Origin of the sequence: uncultured Anaerovibrio sp., assembly GCF_947302755.1 — a bacterium.
Classification (GTDB): domain Bacteria; phylum Bacillota; class Negativicutes; order Selenomonadales; family Selenomonadaceae; genus Anaerovibrio.
In genome coordinates this window covers 1-20,664 of record NZ_CAMYWM010000005.1, presented here as the reverse complement: position 1 = coordinate 20,664, position 20,664 = coordinate 1, and the positions used below count along the sequence as shown (strand labels likewise).

The following is a 20,664-nucleotide window of genomic DNA, read 5'->3' as shown; positions in this document are numbered from 1 at the left end:
GAATACTGTCCATTACTTTGCCGCCCTGTACATAAGCCAGCTGCCGGCAATAAGTCCCACAATATTAGGCAGCCATACCGCAATAATCGGTGGAATAGTTCCGCCCTGGGCAATGGCCCCGGCCATGGTCATCAGGCTGTAGTAAATGAAGATAATAATAATACTTATTACAAATCCCCGGGAGGAGCTGTTTCTGTTGGGCTGCATCCCCAGAGGAACGGCCACCAAAGTGAAAATCAGGCTGGCCATCGGAATGGTAATCCGCTGATACAGCTCGGTTTCCAGCTTGGCCGTATTTACATACTGGCTTTTCATGATTTCAATCTGGGCCGTCAGCTCAGTCATGGACATTTCCTCCGGCTTCTTCTGTTCGCGGATAATTTCCTTTGGACTTTCGCTGACCGGCAGCACCTGGGTCTCAAAGTGCATGGTATGACTGGCTTCCCCGCTGGATACATCATAGATAATGCCCTGATGCATGGTCCACTGATTATTCTGCCAATCAGCGTATTCGGCATTCTCCACATGGCTCAGCACCCCTTTTTCAAAGGACTGCATGGTGATGCCCAGCATCTTGTTGCTGATGGCGTCGTACTTACGGGCATAAATAAGATTTTCAATATTACCGTTTTTTATGTCCTTTATAATAATATGCTCCTGGGACTGGGGGGCCAAATTCCCCCTTATTTCGTAATTAAGAACGTAGCTGTAGGCCTCATTGGACCAGGGTACAATGTATTCGCTGAAATAAACAGCAAACACGCTGACAAAGGCTCCCAAAATAACGGCCGGAGCCGCAATCCGATAAAAGCTGATACCGCAGGACTTCATGGCGGTGATTTCACTGTTACCGGACAGGCGGCCAATGGTCAGCAGCCCCGACAGCAGCATGGACATGGGAAAGGTCCAAATAATAACCCCTGGTAGGCTCAATACGAAAATCTTGGCCACAGACGCCAGGGATGCACCGTACTCCGTAATATATTGTGCAATACGGAACAATGTTCCTGAACCGATGAATACGGCAGAAAATGCACATATACCAAATATAAAGGTCTTAAAAACCTCTTTAAATATGTATTTATCTAAAATTCTAATCTGCATCCTCTTACCCCTATTATAAAGTAAAATCATTACCAAGATAGAACCGCTTGGCCAATTCACTGTTTGCTATTGTATTACTGTCCCCCTCCAGGAGGATTTTACCGTTGTTGAGGATATAGGCCCGATCAACTATATGCAGGGTCTCCCTGACATTGTGGTCGGTTATAAGAATTCCCATCCCCCGCTCCTGAAGGTATTTAATAATTCCCTGAATATCAGCTACAGCCAAGGGGTCAACTCCTGCAAAGGGCTCATCCAACAGGATAAACTGGGGCTCCAGGGCAAGGCACCGGGCGATTTCCACCCGTCGCCGCTCACCGCCGGACAGCTCCGTTCCCAACCGATCTATGACGTGGGATACGTGGAATTCCTCCAGCAGCTCCTGAACCTTTTTCCGCCGGGTGGCCTTGTCCTTTATGGTGCCCTCCAAAATGGACATGATATTTTCCTCGACGGTCAGATTGCGGAATATGGATGCCTCCTGGGCCAGGTAGCTGATACCCAGCCGGGACCGCTTGTACATAGGCATATCCCCAATGGGGATATCAGATAAATAAACCTCACCACGGGTGGGCTTTTCCAGGCCCACAATCATATAGAAGGTGGTGGTCTTTCCGGCTCCATTGGGCCCCAGCAGGCCCACGATTTCCCCCTTATTCACACTGAGGGAAATCCCATCCACCACATTGCGCTTTTTATATGTCTTAACTAAGTTTCTGGCCTCAATATTCAATGCCGCAGACCTCCTACTGCTTCACCGATGCCTTACCGTCATCAGCCAAATACACGGTCAATTTCTTGCTTTTCAGGGTATTATTGTCCTGAACAGCCCAGGCATTGCCGGTAATAACCGCCTTACCATTTTCCTCGCCCCAATAATCCATCTGGTCGCCGCCGACCTCCATATTATTTTTAGGACTTACCAGGTGTATATTGCCATTTCCCACAATATGCTTGTCCCGTAAATAGCCATGGATGAAATCAGCAGTAAAGGTCCCCTCCGGCGATGTAATGCTTCCTCCGCTTGGAATCAGCAGGTGTTCATCCTCCTGGAAATATTCCACCCTTGGTCCCATAAAGTGATTATCTGCCTTTGTACCATTTACTGACCCAACAGCAATCATGTGGTCAGGCCCGTCAGTGGTTACCAAATCCGCCGTTACCCGCATATCCTCCTTGGTGGCCACCACGTCACCGCTTACCTTGCCCTCCTTGGTCTTGGCGTTATACTCAGCATAATTTCCCGTAACAGTGGCATCGCCCTTGGTCATGACCACATTGCCCCTGGCACTGGCCAATCCGGTGTTCATATCGTATTCAACCTCTTCGGCATCCAGGGTTGCCGGTTCATTATTATCAGCCGCATAAATGGTACCGGACACAGCCATTGTAGCAATACCGGCCATTACAATTGCTTTTTTTATGTTTAATTTTATGCTCATAGCCCTATCTCCTATTCTCAATTGCCCTTTTCCAGATGAGCATTGCCAACGGCCTTATATTTTGTAAAGCCATTGGTGCTTTCGATCCGGTCACCATACACCTTCAGCTGCTCCTTATCATATTCTATCCTGGCGTCGCCCTTCATAGCCAACATATCCTGATCGGAAAGCCATTCCATTTCCTTGCAGGAGAACCGGCCGCCATCGCTGGACTCCCCCTCCACTCCGTTTACAATCACCAAGTGATGGGTACTGTCCGTATAGGTAGCCTGTGGAGCCTTCAGCACCAAGGTCAGGCCATCGTCAAAATTGTATGTAACCTTAACATTGGTAAGGGAAACATCTCTGGTATCAATATCCATTTTCATATCTTCGGCAGTAACTGTCCAGATAATTTTACCATTTCTTTCCTCACTTATGGTATTGCCGTCAAAATCCACAATACGCTGCTCCGGACCGGTGCCGCTATCCTCCGGCGGTTCCGGTATACTGTTTACCGCCCATACAATAAGAGCCGCCAGCAGGAGCAGGGTAACCCCCACCAGGGCCTTTCCTGTTTTATTCATTGTCAGCTACCTCTGTTTTAACTATATGGTGCTTATGCACCTGTTGCTCAGGAGCCGTGTTCCACCGTTTTTGGAACCACAGCCACTGAGTCGGATTTTCAATAATAATTTTTTCCAGGATCTTGGTCATCTTGTAGGTAAGATTATACAGATCCCGGTCGCTGTCACCGGTATCCTCATAGCGGAGGATCTCGCCAATCACTACCTTGTGATGGCCATCCGGCTGACGAAGTATAAAGGCTGGCAAAATTGGGGAATTGAATTTTCGGGCAAATACCGCCGCCCCCATAGGGGTAGAGGCCGTTTTACCCAAAAATTCAATAAAGGCACCACCAGGACCAGCATCCTGATCGGCCAAAAAGCCCAAAATTCTCCCCTTCTTCAGGGCCTTGGCTGCCGACAGCAGCTCACTGGTCCCCCGGGAGAAAATCTCAACATTAATCGTTGCCCGCAAATCGTTTAAGGCATTGGTATAATCCATATTGGGCTGCTGCTTGGCAATGGCACTGACCGGCATGTCGTTCATGGTAAAGGCGGCTGACAGCCACTCCCAGTTCCCCACATGACCGGTGAGAACTACTACCCCATGCTTCTCTGCCAGGGCAGCCTCCATACGCTCCAAATGGTCAATTTCAATGTGCTTCTTAAAATTCTCCTTGTTCAGGGCAGGCATATACAGCACTTCAAAGAAATTCCGGCCCATATTGATAAAGGACGCCCGAACCATTTTCTCAGCCTCTTCCTGAGATATTTTCAAGGATTCCCTCATCTGCTTTATCGCCAGATTTCTCTGTTTCTTTATTAATTTGTAATACAGGATACCCAAGACCTTACCGGCGGCCAGCAGCCAGCTATATGGGGTTCTGCATGACACCCAGCTCAGAAACATCAGAAGTTTGTATACCATAAAAATCCAAATCTCCTATCCCTAGAAAGAATATAATTATTGACTCATACCGTCAACTGGTTTTTTACCGGTAAGCAAGATGAAAGCATACGGGCTTTCATCAGCCCTTACAGGAAATCTAAAGTTCATCTTCATCCTTCAGATTCGATTCACTAAGATTTCCTGGTAAAGGTTCCCACAAGGGAAGACCACTTCCCCTGCTCCTTTAATATAAATTCAATAATTTCCCGGACGGCTCCGCCGCCGCCCGGCAGCTCGGCTGTCACCTGGGCCAGCTCCCTGACCTCAGGTACCCCGTCCCCCACACAGCAGCCCAGGCCGGCCTGGATTATAAGGGGAATATCATTTAAGTCATCCCCCACATAGGCAATTTCCTCATCCGCCAGGGAGTACTTCAGCTTAAGCTCCTCGTAGGCCCCCCGCTTATCAATAAAGCCCTGATAAAGGGCATCTATCTTCAGCTCCTTGGCCCGCCTGGTCATGATCCGGGAGCTGCGGCCGGTGATGACCGCACTTTTCAGCCCTGCCTTATGGGCCATGGCTATTCCCATACCATCCCTGGCCGAAAAGGCCTTCATGGCCTCCCCCTCCGGCCCCATATAAATCCGTCCATCCGTCAGGGTACCATCCACATCAAAAATAATCAGCTTAATTTTCTTGGCAATATCCGATGCCCCATTAGCAGCTTTCATAATCATACAACTCCTTGACGCAAAAGATCTGTCAAATGCACAATCCCCACCGGCTTATTATCGGCACTAACCACCGGCAATACGGTAATAGGCCGTGGCTTGTGCTTTTCCATAATACTCAATGCCGAGGCCGCCAGCTTCTCCTGGGTAATGGTCTGTGGAGTTCTGGTCATCAGCTCCTCCACCGGCTCGTCCAGGAACTGGCTGCCCTTGGCCAGACAGCGGCGAATATCGCCATCGGTCACCAGGCCAATAAAATTCCCGTCATCGTCCACCACGGAGGTGGCTCCCAGTCCCTTGTCCGTCATCATAAAGAGGGCTTCCTTGGCGGTGGCGCTATAGTGAATAATCGGATTGTCCTCCCCGCTATGCATAACATTTTCCACAGTCAGCAGCAGGCGGCGGCCCAAGGAGCCACCGGGGTGAAACAGGGCAAAATCCTGACGGGTAAAATTCCTGGCTTCCAGCAAGGCCACGGTAATGGCATCCCCCATGGCCAAGGTGGCTGTCGTACTGGCGGTAGGAGCCAATCCCAAAGGGCAGGCCTCCTTTTCCACACTCACATCAATAAAGAAATCAGCATTGCGTCCCAACGCCGAATCCCGGCGGCCGGACATGGCGATAATTTTCGCTCCGATGCGCTTAACCACCGGCAGAATATTTACTACCTCAGTGCTTTCACCGCTGTTGGATATGGCTATGACCACATCAGCCGCCGTTACCATACCCAAATCACCATGAAAGGCCTCGGCGGGATGCATGAAGAAGGACGGTGTTCCGGTGCTGGCCAGACTGGCGGCAATCTTGCGGCCCACATGGCCGGACTTGCCCATACCGGTAACGATAACCCGGGCCTTACATTCCAAAATGCACTGAACGGCCCGGACAAATTCCTCATCCACATGTTCAATCAGCTTCATCACTGAGTCCGCTTCTATTCGCAGCGTTTCTATTGCAGAATCTTTAATCATTATACTGTATGCCTCACAACACAAATCACAACTGTTTTCTCACAATATCATGAATGGCAATGGCATCCTTCAACAGATCCTCCAGCTTATCCAGATAAATCATGTTAGGTCCATCGCACAAGGCTTCCTCAGGATTATCATGCACCTCCATAAAGAGGGCGTCCACACCGGCTCCTACTGCGGCCCGGACCAGATTTGGAACATATTCCCGGTTGCCTGCGGAACATGTACCGGCTCCACCAGGCAGCTGAACGCTGTGGGTTCCGTCAAATACCACCGGATAACCAAAGGAACGCATTATCGGGAAGGCCCGCATATCCACCACCAGATTATTATAGCCAAAGGTTGCTCCCCGCTCGGTAAGCATAATCTGGGAGCAGCCCCCCTCATGGAGCTTATCCACCACATTACGCATATCCGCCGGTGCCATAAACTGCCCCTTCTTGACATTTACCACGGCACCGCTTTTGGCCGCTGCATACAACAGATCCGTCTGACGGCACAGAAAGGCCGGAATTTGGACAATATCAGCCACCTTGGCCACAGGCTTCACCTGCTCCTCGGTGTGAACATCGGTAACAATTGGTACCTGCAGCTCATCCTTGATGTGCTGCAGCATTTCCAGTCCCTTCTTCAGACCAGGGCCACGAAATCCGTTAAAGGAAGAACGGTTGGCCTTATCAAAGGACGCTTTGAAAATATATGGTATGCCCAGCCTGCCGCATATTTCCTTAATCGTGCGGCCAATCAGCAGACAACGGTCCATTTCCTCCAGGACGCATGGACCAGCCAGCAGTGCCAGCGGCTTGCCATTGCCGATTTCAAAATTACCCACCTGAACAGTATTCATAATGCGTACCACCCTTCTTCGTTAGGCATTCTGCCCATTTAAACGCTGTTTATATGCTATATTCACCGCTTCCAAATCCTCCCGGGTATCCACCCCGACAAAATGGAAATCAGTGGTTATAACCTTTATCTTATAACCATTTTCCAGAGCACGCAGCTGCTCCAGGGACTCGGTGGTCTCCAGAGGCGTAGGCTCCATCCTGGCATAATTTAACAGGAAATCCCGCTTGTAGGCGTAAATGCCAATGTGCTTATACACCGTTACCCCGGTATTTTCCCGGGGATAGGGTAAAAGGCTGCGGGAAAAATACAGAGCATAGCCCTGCCGGTCAGTAACTACCTTTACGTTATTGGGATTATTCATATCCGCCGGATCAGTAATCGGCGACTTCACCGTGGCCATCTGCAAATCCGGGTCATCATCAAAGGCTGCCGCCAATTCATCAATAAGTGCCGGCTCAATCATGGGCTCATCACCCTGTACATTGATAATCAGCTCTGCCTCCGGGTGGGCTGCCGCCACCTCAGCCAGCCGGTCGGTGCCCGTGGGATGGTCCTTGGCCGTCATCATGGCCTGACCACCGTTGTCCACCACCGCTTTATAAACCCGCTCATCATCTACCGCGGCAATTACCCCTGTCAGGCGTTTTGCCTTGGCTGCCTGCTCATAAACCCGGGATATCATCGGCTTCCCGCAAATATCTGCCAGGGGCTTCCCTGGCAGGCGGGTAGATGCAAACCGCGCCGGAATTACACAAAGTGTATTCATTGACATATCAGCCTCTCTTTATTCTTTAACCTGTTGCTGCCCCAGCTTTTCAGCAATTTTTTTCTGCAGCAATGCTTGAAATTCTTCCTTGCCATTCTGCAATACCACCTCTACGGTGAGGATCAATACCGGAATAGCCTTGTCATCCGGCACCGCTGCCAAAAATTCCATCGGCAGCTTTACCGCATCCTTTTCGGTGGTTACTATGGCCTCAGCCCCCTGACGGACGGCCTGCTCCATGGCATCCACCATTTCCTCCTGGGTATATTCGTGATGGTCCGGGAACCGGAAGCTTTCGATAATATCCGCTCCGGCACTGGCCACGGTCTGCTCAAAGGAGGAGGGGTTGCCGATGGCGGACAGGGCCACCACCTTTTTCCCCTTTATGACGGAAATTGACATGCCCTCACTGGCCACATTCCGTTTCCAATCACACAGCTCAATGCAGGACTGGGGGTGATGAATGCTTTCCACCACCGTAGGATTGCTGCCATATTTGGCAATCTGATCCCTGATGTACTTATTAAAGCCCGGCTGGCCCTGGTCCACCTTGGTCATAAGACACACATCAGCCCGCTCCAGATGGGTAATGGGCTCCCGCAGGGTCCCCCTTGGCAATACGTAGCCATTACCAAACAGGTTAACGGAATCAATGAGAACCACATCCAAATCCCTGGCCAGCTTCCAATGCTGGAAGCCATCATCCAGAATGGCCACCTCGGCCCCGAAGTGCTCCACGGCATACTGGCCGGTCTTATACCGGTCCCGGCCAATCAATACCGGAACCTCCCGCAGATGCTTGGCCAACATATAGGCCTCATCACCGGCCTGATCCGCTTCCATATAAATATGATTGCCATCAGATACCAGGCCAACCTCCCCCTGCCACTTGGCCCTATAGCCCCGGTTCAGGATAACCACCTTGTAGCCCATATCCCGGATATATTTGGCCAGCCGTTGCGCTGTAGGGGTTTTGCCTGTGCCGCCTACAGTGATATTACCCAGGCTTATGACAAAGCAGTCCAGCCTGTTGGTCGGCAAAATACCGAATTTATAGCTGTCCAGCTTCAGGTTTACCAGCATACTGTACACCTTGGACAGAATAAACAAAATGGCCATTACACAGCGGTTAAAAAAGCCCTGTGGTTCCTTATTATGAATAATCTGCATGAAATAGGTCTGGAAATTCTCCAATTTATCCGTGGCCTTTACCTTGTTCATTTCCACCTTGGTCAGGAGATCATTAAGGATAATTGCTGTCCGATGGGCGGCTCCCTTGTTTTCCTGACAGATAGCCAGGGTTTCGGCCTCCATGCGATGACGCTCCCCATCATCCCTGAACAGGTGCAGGGCCTCCACCGCCAATTCTTCACCTGATTTAACGGTTATTACCGCATTGCGGTTTTTAAACAGCAGGTGGGTGTCCTTAAAATTCTGCATATTTTCGCCCACGATAATGGCCTTGCCGTGGGCGGCCGGCTCCAATATATTGTGTCCGCCGTGGGGAATAAGGGTACCCCCCACAAAAATAACATCACCCACGCTGTACATCTTGCCTAATTCGCCAATGGTATTGAGAATAACCACATCATGGTCCGTGGAAAACTTCTCCTGCAGCTGGGTTCTGGTAACAGCCTTAAAGCAGTATTGATCACAAATTTCCAATATGGCATTAGTGCGCAAAATGGCCCGGGGGGCAATTACCAGCTTGGCCTTGGGGTATATCCGGCGGATTTCATTGAAGGCCCTTATGACGTACTCCTCTTCTCCCTTGTGGGTAGAACCGGCCAACAGCACCCCCTGATTATCCTCCAGCCCCAGCTCCAATAAAAGATTGTGCTTTTCCTCCGGACTTACATCCGTATAGGTCTGGTCAAACTTGGTATTGCCCGTTACGGTAACCAGGTCGGGATCCGCCCCCAGCTTCAATATATTTTCTGCATCCACGTTGGACTGCATGGCAAATACCTTTATGGAGCTGAGGATTTCGTCCCACAGCCCCATCATATAGCGATAGCTTTTGGCACTTTTGTCGCTGATGCGGCCATTTACCATGAGAACAGGAATATCCAGCTTCTTGCAGGCCCGCAGGAAATTGGGCCAAAGCTCCGTCTCCACCGGCATAAACACCCGGGGACGGACCCGATACAGCAAATTTGCTGACAGCCAGGGCAAATCAAAGGGAAAATGAATTATACTGTCCGCATCCTTTATGATGCGGTTAGCCATCTCATAGCCGCTGTTGGTAAACACCGAGACCAAAATGGGGCTCTGGGGAAATTCCTTGTGGAATTCCTTAATCAACGGACTGGCCGCCACAATTTCACCGACGGAGGCTGCATGAACCCATATACAATTTTTGCGGGCCACCTTATCCAGGGCATGCTTGGGCAGAAAGCCCAGCTGCTGCTTGATTCGTTCCACGAAGCCCTTTTCCCGGACTGCCCGAATGCAGAATACCGGTATCATTAAAATGACAATCAGTATACCTACAACATTGTACACTAAATGGAGCATAGAATTATTTTCTCCTCAAACAACCAATATTTTACGGATTACTGCTGCGGAACTGAATATTGTACAGATTGCTATACAGCCCATTGTTGGCTAATAACTCCTCATGGGTACCATGCTCAATGACATGGCCATTTTCCACCACGTAAATCTGATCCGCATTAAAAATCGTCGACAGGCGATGGGCAATAACGAAGGAGGTCCGGCCGACCATCAGCTTGTCCAGGGCATCCTGAACAATTTTTTCACTTTCTGTATCGAGAGCCGAGGTGGCCTCATCCAGAATAAGCACCCGGGGATTTTTCAAAATAGCTCGGGCAATGGCCAGGCGCTGACGCTGACCGCCGGACAGATTCAGTCCCCGCTCGCCGATTTTGGTATCATAGCCCTCCGGCAGCTCCCGAATAAACTCATCGGCGTTGGCGGCCTTGGCGGCCTCAATAATCTCTTCATCGGTGGCATCCAGCCGGCCATAGCGGATGTTCTCCATAACGCTGGTGCTGAACAGCATGGTTTCCTGGGGCACCAGACCGATCTGCTCCCTGAGGGAATCCGTGGTAACCTCCCGCACATCATAGCCATCTATGGAAATAGAACCGGAATCTATATCGTAAAAGCGTGGTATCAGATTGGCAATTGTCGATTTACCGCTGCCACTGGGTCCTACCAGGGCAATCATCTGCCCCGGCTCCGCCGTCATGCTTACATTGGACAGGGCCGCCTGACTGTCGGAATAGGAGAAGGTCACATTATCAAATACCACCTTGCCCTCTATCTTAGGAAGAAGCTTGGCACCAGGCTTATCCTTAATCTGCTCATCCAAATCCATTATACCAAACACGCGCTCGGCAGCGGCCATGGCCTTCTGGATTGCCCCATACACCCGGCTTAACCGCTTTACCGGATTGGCCAAATTAACGGCGTAGGTAAGAAAGGCCACCAGCTCACCGGCGGTAATAGTCTCATTGACCACCTCGTAGCCGCCAAACCACACAATAAAGGTTACGGCCACAGCCGCCAAAAACTCCACCGTCGGGGTAAGTAGGCTCATGAGCTTAACGTTTTTCATGGCCGCCTGGAAATTCAGCACATTTTGCCGGTCAAAACGCTTAATCTCGTAAGCCTCCCGCACAAAGGACTTTACCACCCGAATAGCCGCAATGCTTTCCTGCAGCATGGAGGTAATATCCGCCATCCGCTCCTGAATGACCGTACCGGAGCTTTTCAGCTTCCGGCCAAAAATCTTCATGGCATAGCCCACCAGGGGAATAGTCATCAGGGTCAGCAGGCTCAGCCGCCAATCAAGATACACCATCATCACCAGGGAACCCACCAAAATAGAGGCCTCGGTAACCATCTCAATCAGGTTATTTACAATGGCACTCTGCATGGCACTCACATCATTGGTAATATAGCTCATTACCGTACCGGTCTGCTGCTTGTCATAGTAGGACAGGGGCATTCGCTGAAATTTGCGGAAAAGAATTCCCCGCACATCAATTATAACCTTTTCTCCCACATAGGACACCAAATAGCTCTGACCGTAATAAAAGACCCCTCGCAGGAACATTACCACCAAAATACCTACGGCAATCAGGTTCAGCATATACATATCCCTGTCCATAAGCACCTTGTCAATCATATCCTTGATAATCCATGGAAGGTACAGGTTGGCCCCAGCCGCCATAATTATACAAAATACCGCCGCCACCAATCGCTTAATGTATGGCTTTATATACATAAGCAAACGCTTATAATTTTTCATTTAATTTCCAACCTCCCGGCCGTCTTTTCCATACCGCTTCGCCGCCGCCAAAATTTTTTCTGCCACCCGGCCCGCCGCTCCCGGCCCCCCCAGGGTGGCTGTTGCTTCATTAAGGCCGGCGACTACCCTTCCCCGGTAATCCCCATCAGCATAAAACCGCCTGGCCTCCTCATATATATTCCGGGCTGTAACCTCATCCTGCAACAGCTCCCGCTGCACCTGACGGCCAGCCAGAATATTGGGCAGGGTAAAAAATTCGATATCCACCAGCAATTTGCCAATAGCATAATTAAGTCTGCCCATCCGATAAAGGCACACACAGGGCAGTCCCAGCAGGGCCGCCTCCAAAACCACCGTTCCCGAGGCAGCCAGAGCAAAGGTGCCGATATTCATTAAATCGTAATTGTTATCTGTGGTGTAATGGACCCCTACCTGATAGTGGGCCACAATCCCTTCAATAAGTGCCTTGTCAATCCCCGGTGCCACCGGCAAATAAAATGTCAGGGCTCCATTATCCTGCTGCAGCAGCTCCGCCGCCGCCAGCATAGCCGGCAGCAACATTGTTATTTCCTGCTTACGACTCCCCGGCAGCAATATAACCGGCTGCTTATCAGACTCCACCTTAAAATAGCGTCTTGCCTCATCCACCGTCATGGTAGGCTTCACCGTATCCACCAGGGGATTGCCATTGAAGGAAATATTAGCTCCTGCCGCCTTATATACCGGCAGCTCAAAGGGAAATATGGCCGCAAATTCATCGGCAATGGCCGCACATTTTTTGGCCCGCCCCTTGCGCCAGGCCCAGGCAGAGGGGGGAATATAGGAAAACACGGGTATGCCCATCGCCTTGGCTTTTTTGGCCAATCGCCAATTAAAGTCAGGATAATCGATGAGCACCAATATATCCGGCTTCTCCTACCGCATAAAGGACTCCAGCTTATTCAGCAGGGCAAATATCCGATGCAGGTTCTTAATAACCTCCCAGACCCCCATAATGCTGTATTCCCGCATATCAGAGCAGAGACGCACCCCGGCCTCGGCCATCTTGGGGCCGCCAAAGCCAATCAGTTCAGCCTCCCGGCAGCGTTCCAGCACGGCCCGGGCCAGGCTGGCCCCGTGTACATCTCCGGAGGGCTCTCCTGCAGAAAACATTATTTTCATTGTAGACCCCCTCCGTAAAAATCGCATAAAATTCCATTAAAAAAGCATTACAATATATTATCGCATATTTTATTCTTACATACAACACAAAAGGGACCGAAATCTTCCAGTCCCTAAAATATTCTGCACAATATGTTATTCCATAACGGCAATGGTAATATCATTGGCATCAGCCAACCCTATAACCTTTGCCCGATCCACCAGCAGGGTTCGGCCGGCCTCAAGGACCAGTCCCTTGGCGCCTACGGCAATCATGCTTTCAATGGTTTTGGTACCAACTGCCGGTACATCAAACCGCAAATCCTGATTGGGCTTGGCCACCTTGGCCACCACCGCCCCACCACGGGCCAGCTCACCGCCCCGGCGAATGCAGGCATCAGTACCCTCAATGGCCTCCAGGGCCATAACCCCCAGCTGCTTCACCACCGCAGTCTGTCCCACATCAAGACGGCCAATTTCCCTGGCCATCTCCATACCAAACCGCATATCCTTCAGCTCCTCCTCTGTAGGCTGACGCTTGGTAAGCACCCCCACCTGAGGTATCAGGGATTTTATCAGGGCAGTTTGATCAAAGGCCTCCAGATTATCCTTGGCCAACTCCTTAATAAAGGCCAGCATCAAGGTGTCATCCTTGCGGTCCGGCAGGGTGAATATCAGGGACAGCATCCGCAAATCCGGCTGAACATGCTGACCGCTGTACAGAATTTCCTTGGTAACCTTGCCAATCATGGTTACCTTCTGTACACCCTTTTCCTTAAGGTAGTCAATTATCGCCTGCAGCTGGGCCACATTAATGTCCTTGTAGCCGGCGGTGCAGCTCTTAAGCTCCTCATCCACTCCCGGAACCAGGCCCACACAATATACTTCATAGCCCATAGCCTTGGCCGCCATGGCACATTCCACCGGCAAGCGGCCCACACCAGCCAACAGACCAATTTTTTCCATCATTATCCTCCGCTGTTACTCCTCAGCCCCATCTCCGTTTTTGGAGCTGTGCTTTATATTTGGCCGACAAATGCCCCGATCGGCATTTCTGAGGAAGCCCAGCAAATGCTCGATTTCCTCGCAGGAATCCACCTGCTCCTCAATGGCCGCGATTGCCTCAGGCAACCGGAGACCGGACCGATACAGAAATTTATAGGCCTGCTTGATTTTGCTGCGGTTCTCCGCCGTAATACCCGCCCTGGACATACCCACACTATTAAGGCCACAGGCCCGGGCCGGTGAACCATCCACAATGGTAAAGGGCACAATATCGTGGATATTGCGGGACATGCCGCTGACCATGGCATTGCGTCCGATGCGGACGAACTGATGAACGCCGGCCATACCGCCAATCACTGCCCTGTCCTCCACTACCACATGACCGGCCACCATAGCCGCATTGGCCATGACGATATTATTGCCCAATATACAATTATGGGCCACATGTACATAGGCCATCAGCAGACAGTCGTCACCTATACGGGTAACCTCATCCTCGCCACAGGCCCGATGAATAGTACAAAATTCATGAATTTTGGTACGGTTGCCAATCTCCACAAAGCTGCGCTCGCCCTTAAATTTCAGATCCTGAGGCTCCTCACCAATGGATGCCCCCTGAAAAATATGGCAATCCTGACCGATCCTGGTCCAACCGGTAATTACCACATTGGGCCCCACCACCGTGCCGTCACCAATCTCCACATTCTCCCCAATAACCGTAAATGGTCCGATTTGTACGTTTTTACCTAATTTGGCATTGGGGTGAACCACGGAAAACTTATGTATATCAGCAACAGAATTATTATTATCTGTCATATAACCTTACACTCCTTTAGTATGCCCGTAGGGATTTGTAACAATCCATAACTAACGCCATAATTTATAAGTCATCAAACATCACAAATTGACTACATGGCTTTTTACCTCATTTTTGACCATTTAGCGGGCAAATACTAAATTTTCCTTCGTTTTCCTCCACTTTTCGCCCTAATTACTTATTTACAGGCTGCTGTAAAGCAAAGGTAAAATCCCCCTGGGCAGCAAAAACGCCATCCACAAAGGATTCCGCGTGCAGGCGGCCATAGTCCCCATGAACCTTCACCAGCTCGGCCTTCATAATAAGCTGATCACCGGGAACCACCGGCTTCTTGAACTTGATATTGTCCATACCGCCAAACAGAGCAATCTTGCCCCGGTTTTCCTCAGGATAAAGCATGGCTATGCCACCAACCTGGGCCATGGCCTCCAGGATCAGCACACCGGGCATAATGGCCTGGTGGGGAAAATGACCATGGAACTGTGGTTCATTATAGGTTACATTTTTAATGCCTGTAGCTGACTTAAAGGGATCGATTTCAATAATCCGATCCACCAGCAAAAATGGGGCACGGTGGGGCAAAATCTTCTTAATCTCATCAACTTCCAATACCATTTAAATACCTTCTTCCTGTTCTACTACTGTATATTATCTGTCACCTTACTTGTAAAATGAGACTTATTCAGTGGGAGATTTATCCCCCCGCTGAATACAGCCTAATTAATCAAGAGCTATGGGGGCTCGTCTCCTGCCTAAGAGGGAAGAGACTTGCCACCAGTCAGCGTGGGGTCAAATTCCCTGGCCAGCAGCTTGGCCATGGTGGTGTTCAGGGCATGACCGGATTTTACCGCAATAAAATGTCCCCGGACAAAGCCGGCCAGCCGCAGGTCACCAACGATATCCAAAATCTTATGGCGCACCAGCTCATCAGGATAGCGCAGTTCATTCATCCACCCCTGATCATTGTACACAATAACATTTTCCATGGTGCCGCCCAGGCCCAGCCCCATCTTCCGCAGGGCTTCCACCTCAGCCTCATAGGCAATAGTGCGGGCTTTCCCCACTTCCCTGGTATATTCCTCCGGGGAAATTTCATAGTCCCCATACTGAATACCAATCAGGGGATGGGGGTTAATGGAGGTGAAGCTTACCCGAAAGCCATCATAGGGCACTGCCAAAATAAATTTGTCACCATCATCCACCCGATACAGCCTGTCAATAATGATTTCCCGCCGCGGAGCCTCCAGCTCCCGGACACCGGCCTCTTTAATCAGCTCACAGAACACCTGGCTGCTGCCATCGGCCACAGGCGGTTCCTCAGCATCGATAATTACCCGGCAATTATCTATCTTCATTGCATTAAACGCAGACATCATATGCTCAATGGTGAACAGCTTGATGCCATTAGCTTCAATCGTAGTTGCCCTAAGAGTAGATGTAACATTTTCCGCCCTGGCCTCCACCTGAGGGGTACCCGGCAAATCCTGCCGCACAAACACAATTCCCGTATCCGCCTCAGCCGGCTGCAGAGTCAAATGAACCTCTACACCGGAATGCAGCCCCACTCCCACATAGCTTATTTCGGAGTTAAGGGTAGTCTGATTACTCAAATTCAGCCCTCCTTGACTTATCATCTCAAGTTTAATTATACAAAATCTTTAACCATAGTGCAAAAGGGCTAATCCAGACCGGTTTCCCGCACGGATTTCCACCGGTCATGTAGCCAGAACCAATCCTCGGGATGGCTTCTTATATGGCCTTCCAGCAAGTCCATAACCTCCTGGGTGGCCTTTCTGATATCTCCCTTTTTGTCCTTGGAACGCTCCACGTAAATAGGCGGATATATGGTTATATGATGTCCCCCATCAAGCCGATGGGTTATCTGTCCATGAAAAATCGGTGCCCCCTGGGACCGGGCAATGGTGGCCGGCCCGGTAAAGCAATTTGTCTTCCTGTCAAAAAAATCCAGAATAATACCATCCCGCAGGCTTGGATCCTGATCGGTAATAAGGCCAATCATCCAGCCCTCCTTAATCATCTGGAACATTTCCCTGACCCCGCTGGTATAGGTAATATGCATCCCCACCAGAGTACGGTATTCGTTAATGAACCGGTCCATGGCACCATCCTTCTGCTTTCTGGCCACCCCCACCAGGGGCACGCCATACTGGGCCAGGGCCGCTCCCATCAATTCCCAGCTATCGCTGTGGGAGGTGGCAATTACAGCCCCCTGCTGCTTATCAATAGCCTCCTGCAAATATTCCAGTCCGTCAATGGTGACATATTTTTTTATATAATCATCCTTTATCAGCTCCGGATAGCGCAAAACCTCCATAAGCATGGGGCCAAACTGCACCCAGGAGGACTTGGCGATACGCTCCGCCTCCCTGTCATCTACCTTCAGGCAACGGACAATATTGTCATAGGCCAGCCTTTTTCGCCTGTGGGGTACCACTGCCCAGGTCAGTCTTCCCAAAAATTTACCAAAGCTGTTGCAGCTTTCCATGGAAAACTGACAGGCCAGCCAGCTAAAAAATTTCATGATATAGTATGCCATTATAACCAATACTCCTTGACGAAATTCTACTGCACCATTTCGGGGTGACGCACCAACCACCCGGTGATATCCTGTAATGCTTCCCGTTCCTCCAAGTATTCTTCCACGTTGATTTTCGTATCCACCGGATCACTGGATTCTGCCAGCTGCTGGCGGTTTTTTTCCAAATAGGAACCTATGAATTTTATATCCATCCAACTATATGGGGTTACCACATGCTCTATTTTCTCCGTAAGAGACGGCTTAATACTATAATACTCAAAGCCCTCTGGCGCAATAAGCTCCATTATAGTAGGCAAAATATTCTGGTGCTCACCCAAAACATTATTGGCCAACATATCCTTGGTCAAATCCGGGTGATGGATGTAGAAGGAGGTTAACATTTTCTCCCTGATAGTTTGATAATTGCGTGGCAGTATTCCCTTATCGTACGGAAGCACAGCAGCCGAATGGTCTCCGGTAACAATAAATAAGCTATCCGGGTATTGCTTTCGCATATCCTCAATAAAATTCATAAGACAGCGGTCAGCGTAGCATACCCCCATAAACCTTCTGGCCTCCATAGTGTCACGGCGAAGCTTATCCGGCATTTCCGGCATAAGCTCATCAATATCCAGACCATAATCACCATAAGGCAGATTATAAGGGCCATGATTAGAGGTTGTGTATATAAAATGAAATTGTGGTGTATCGCCATCATTCTTCCTTATAATATCGCCCACTGATTTTAAAAAAATATGATCATACACACCAAGCCAGGTGGAGGGAGAACCGGCAGGACATATCTCCGGGCCACCGTAAGCTTCATCGAAGCCTGCTCCGGGAACAAAGTGCATCAAGCTTCCCCAATTAAGACTGCCACCATACCAAAAGCTTGTATGGTATCCAAGCTTTTTCAGCTGAACAGCCATGGCTGTTGGTATTTTCGATATATCGCAATTCCAAAGGGCTTTATTTTCATTGAGCTCCAAATCACAATCATACACTCCCAACAAAATACTTCCAAGTGCTGTCTGGGAAATCATACCTGCCTGCTGAAAATTAGCTAATGTAACTGTCCCCTTTTCCTGTTGAAATTTCTTACTGGCATCCATAAGGTGAAGCTTATTATAAATGCTGTCAAAGGGAGCCTGACACTGACTTTCGCCTAACAGGAAAAAAATATATTTAGGCTTATTAATCCTCGGACCCTTGGCGATATGCCTGAAATGCAGCAACGGATTATCAGTCTCACCTGAAAATTCCGGGCAAATTTTATTTATACTTGCTTTAGATTCATCGTCATCTTTTTTGACAAACTCAGGAACCGGATGTTTAAGAACCAATTCCAATGCTATCAAATCATCAACAGTTGCTTTACCCAGAAACACATCCTCCTTGACGATCTGCGGAACCTCATCCCACTCCGGCTTCAACCTGTGGCGGAACGTACCGCCAAACCGGAACCAATAAAAAATTGCAACTGAAGATAAAAACATTAAGGTATTGCAGGCATACTGCCAATACTCATTTTCCATTACTAAAAAACCATACCTTGGAATACCAAGCACAGTGTTTGTCAGCCAAATACATACAGCAATATATGGTATAAAGCTTAACAAAATCCAGACTCCATGATTTTGATTAAAGAAAATATCTGCCAAATTTTTTTTATCTGCATTCCTACCAAATAAAATATTTTTATTAATAATATCCTGATAGTGGTAATAAAAAATCATTTTTGTCCAGAACAAGATATATAGCACTACCAAATATAACACTACCAGCATTACTCTCACAGTATCACCTAGGTCAAAATACAGGCTGAAAAACGCCCCCGGAATGCTGACCACAACGAGAGAAATCAAGTAAACATACGCATTAAAATCCATTCCCCACCAAAAGCCATATCTAAAGCAATGGTACAGTCTTTTGCCCTCCCATTCACTGAATTTCCTGGGACCAAAATATAAAATAAAAGCCAACCTGAAAATTGCACACATTAAAGGCGGCAGAACGGCTATCTTAATATCCTGCTGCCACCCCATAAAAAAAGCATCAAACAATGTCAAATCAATCACTCCACTTTTAAACATAGGAACATTCTATCACATTTGACATCTTATAGGTAATAATAATGTACAGATATAATAAAAATAACTCACCTAACTGCATTTAAAATGGCAATTAGGTGAGTTTTCAATTTACTAATAAATTAGCTTGTCGGTAAAAATATCAGTAGGAGGCATCGGCACCGCCGGTAACCTTGGCCGTCTGTACCTCTACATGGTCCGGCTCCAGATGATACTTGGAGTTGAATGGATGCTTAGGATAGAGCTTGGCTCCCCTCTTTTCCAGGAAGGAACGCAATACCCATGGCTTATCGGAAATAAGGCCATCCACGCCCATATCGTACATCATTTCCATGTCCTTAACATCGTTAACGGTCCAAGGAACCACCTTCATACCAAGGCTGTGGGCCTCATCCACCATATTCTTGCTGACTTCACCATAATATGGGGAAACAATGTCAGCACCGAAGGAATGGGCGGCAGCTACTGCGTCACCCTTGAAATCCTTAATATCCAGGCCACCCAGCCAAGGAGATTTTTCCTTGTCAAATGGTCTCAGGGACTCAGCAAACTTGCCCCAGGAGGGCTCTTCCTCGATGAGGGCAGAAAGGGTGATATTGGGATTCATCTTCTTTTCCATCATAAGGGTTTCCCAGTCGAAGGACTGAAGAACCACCCGGTCCTCCATGTTATACTTCTTAACCAGCTCGTTGAAGCGGGTGAGGAAGGCCTTCTTATCAGCATTGCCTGCATGCTCCTTAACCTGCAATGGATCAGGATAGGACTTGGTCTCAATGTTGAACTTAACATTCTCGTTACCGGAGGCCTTTACCAGCTGGAAGAGCTGCTCCAGGGTAGGAATTTGGGCAAACTCTGGGTCAACTCTGGTCTGACCATGAAGCTTGTAATAATCAACATTAGGATTAATCTTGGATACGTTAAACTTCTGAATTTCGGCAACAGTCATCTTGCGGATATCATATTTACCATTCTCAATCCAATTGCCATTGGCATCACGGGTAATCTCGTGATTCAGAATTGGGTTGTGGCTCATTACAATATCACCATCCCCGGTGAACTGCATATCGCACTCGATGCAGGTTGCGCCATTCTCGATAGCGTAAGCATAAGAATACAAGGTATTCTCCGGACGGGCATCCCGGCCGCCACGATGAGGCTCAAAGTCAAAAACCCCTGCAAAATCAACCTTTGCCTCGGCCTGTGGCAAATCGGCAATACCGGCTGCCCCTGTGGCCAATACTGCTGCCAAAATCCCCATAGCAATTTTTTTACGATTTAATTTCATTTTATTTCCCCCTTAAAATTTAAATCTGCGTATATTATACCATAAAAATGTAAAAAACTTTATAAACTTTTGTTCAATTGGCAAAATTTTAAACAATATTCTCAAGGTGGACAGGGGCTGCTTTTTTGTCCTATCCCAAAGCATATACAGGCATATAAAATGATAACTTATTCAGGTGGAGTTTTAACTCCATCTGAATTTAGTTGAAT

General features: G+C 48.9%; 18 protein-coding genes and 1 pseudogene. All 19 read right to left on the bottom strand.

All coding sequences use genetic code 11. The features are described from left to right. Positions 1-12: 12 nt before the first annotated feature. Entirely contained in the window at positions 13-1,104 is a 1,092-nt protein-coding gene (locus Q0Y54_RS01190) for an LptF/LptG family permease (protein WP_297963461.1), read from the bottom strand. A 13-nt stretch (positions 1,105-1,117) separates the two neighbouring features. Continuing rightward, entirely contained in the window at positions 1,118-1,837 is a 720-nt protein-coding gene (gene lptB, locus Q0Y54_RS01185; RefSeq protein ID WP_297963459.1) for an LPS export ABC transporter ATP-binding protein, read from the bottom strand. Positions 1,838-1,850: 13 nt separating this feature from the next. Continuing rightward, the gene (locus tag Q0Y54_RS01180; protein WP_297963457.1) at positions 1,851-2,546 is read right to left on the bottom strand and encodes an LptA/OstA family protein; all 696 of its coding nucleotides are present in this window, start codon (positions 2,544-2,546) and stop codon (positions 1,851-1,853) included. Positions 2,547-2,563: 17 nt separating this feature from the next. Next, positions 2,564-3,112: an LPS export ABC transporter periplasmic protein LptC gene (locus Q0Y54_RS01175; RefSeq protein WP_297963455.1), complete on the bottom strand. Its 549-nt coding sequence runs from the start codon at positions 3,110-3,112 to the stop codon at positions 2,564-2,566. Next, on the bottom strand, positions 3,105-4,019 hold the full coding sequence (locus Q0Y54_RS01170) for a lysophospholipid acyltransferase family protein (protein ID WP_297963453.1): 915 nt from the start codon (positions 4,017-4,019) through the stop codon (positions 3,105-3,107). Before Q0Y54_RS01170 ends, Q0Y54_RS01175 begins: the two co-directional genes overlap by 8 nt. Positions 4,020-4,171: 152 nt before the next feature. Continuing rightward, the gene (locus Q0Y54_RS01165; RefSeq protein WP_297963451.1) at positions 4,172-4,711 is read right to left on the bottom strand and encodes an HAD family hydrolase; all 540 of its coding nucleotides are present in this window, start codon (positions 4,709-4,711) and stop codon (positions 4,172-4,174) included. Between the two features lie 2 nt (positions 4,712-4,713). Next, a complete protein-coding gene (locus tag Q0Y54_RS01160; RefSeq protein WP_297963449.1) occupies positions 4,714-5,682 on the bottom strand; it encodes an SIS domain-containing protein in 969 nt (322 codons plus the stop codon). Between the two features lie 25 nt (positions 5,683-5,707). After that, positions 5,708-6,532 (bottom strand): 3-deoxy-8-phosphooctulonate synthase, encoded by an 825-nt coding sequence (kdsA, locus tag Q0Y54_RS01155; protein WP_297963447.1) that lies wholly within the window; start codon positions 6,530-6,532, stop codon positions 5,708-5,710. A 21-nt stretch (positions 6,533-6,553) separates the two neighbouring features. Beyond that, entirely contained in the window at positions 6,554-7,300 is a 747-nt protein-coding gene (gene kdsB / locus Q0Y54_RS01150; RefSeq protein ID WP_297963522.1) for a 3-deoxy-manno-octulosonate cytidylyltransferase, read from the bottom strand. Between the two features lie 18 nt (positions 7,301-7,318). After that, positions 7,319-9,817 (bottom strand): tetraacyldisaccharide 4'-kinase, encoded by a 2,499-nt coding sequence (gene lpxK, locus Q0Y54_RS01145; RefSeq protein ID WP_297963445.1) that lies wholly within the window; start codon positions 9,815-9,817, stop codon positions 7,319-7,321. Between the two features lie 31 nt (positions 9,818-9,848). After that, the gene (msbA, locus tag Q0Y54_RS01140; protein ID WP_297963443.1) at positions 9,849-11,579 is read right to left on the bottom strand and encodes a lipid A export permease/ATP-binding protein MsbA; all 1,731 of its coding nucleotides are present in this window, start codon (positions 11,577-11,579) and stop codon (positions 9,849-9,851) included. Continuing rightward, positions 11,580-12,740, bottom strand: a pseudogene (gene lpxB, locus Q0Y54_RS01135) (lipid-A-disaccharide synthase). Between the two features lie 135 nt (positions 12,741-12,875). Then, positions 12,876-13,685, bottom strand: coding sequence for an LpxI family protein (lpxI, locus tag Q0Y54_RS01130; protein ID WP_297963520.1), 810 nt, complete (start codon positions 13,683-13,685; stop codon positions 12,876-12,878). A 15-nt stretch (positions 13,686-13,700) separates the two neighbouring features. Then, positions 13,701-14,540, bottom strand: coding sequence for an acyl-ACP--UDP-N-acetylglucosamine O-acyltransferase (gene lpxA, locus Q0Y54_RS01125; protein WP_297963441.1), 840 nt, complete (start codon positions 14,538-14,540; stop codon positions 13,701-13,703). Positions 14,541-14,715: 175 nt separating this feature from the next. Continuing rightward, on the bottom strand, positions 14,716-15,156 hold the full coding sequence (fabZ, locus tag Q0Y54_RS01120; protein ID WP_297963439.1) for a 3-hydroxyacyl-ACP dehydratase FabZ: 441 nt from the start codon (positions 15,154-15,156) through the stop codon (positions 14,716-14,718). 137 nt (positions 15,157-15,293) lie between these two features. Further along, a complete protein-coding gene (gene lpxC / locus Q0Y54_RS01115) occupies positions 15,294-16,151 on the bottom strand; it encodes a UDP-3-O-acyl-N-acetylglucosamine deacetylase (RefSeq protein WP_297963437.1) in 858 nt (285 codons plus the stop codon). A 68-nt stretch (positions 16,152-16,219) separates the two neighbouring features. After that, entirely contained in the window at positions 16,220-17,098 is an 879-nt protein-coding gene (locus tag Q0Y54_RS01110) for a lysophospholipid acyltransferase family protein (RefSeq protein WP_297963435.1), read from the bottom strand. 26 nt (positions 17,099-17,124) lie between these two features. Further along, a complete protein-coding gene (locus Q0Y54_RS01105) occupies positions 17,125-18,741 on the bottom strand; it encodes an LTA synthase family protein (RefSeq protein WP_366072054.1) in 1,617 nt (538 codons plus the stop codon). A 571-nt stretch (positions 18,742-19,312) separates the two neighbouring features. Further along, positions 19,313-20,455: a glycerophosphodiester phosphodiesterase family protein gene (locus tag Q0Y54_RS01100; RefSeq protein ID WP_297963433.1), complete on the bottom strand. Its 1,143-nt coding sequence runs from the start codon at positions 20,453-20,455 to the stop codon at positions 19,313-19,315. Between the last annotated feature and the right edge of the window lie 209 nt (positions 20,456-20,664).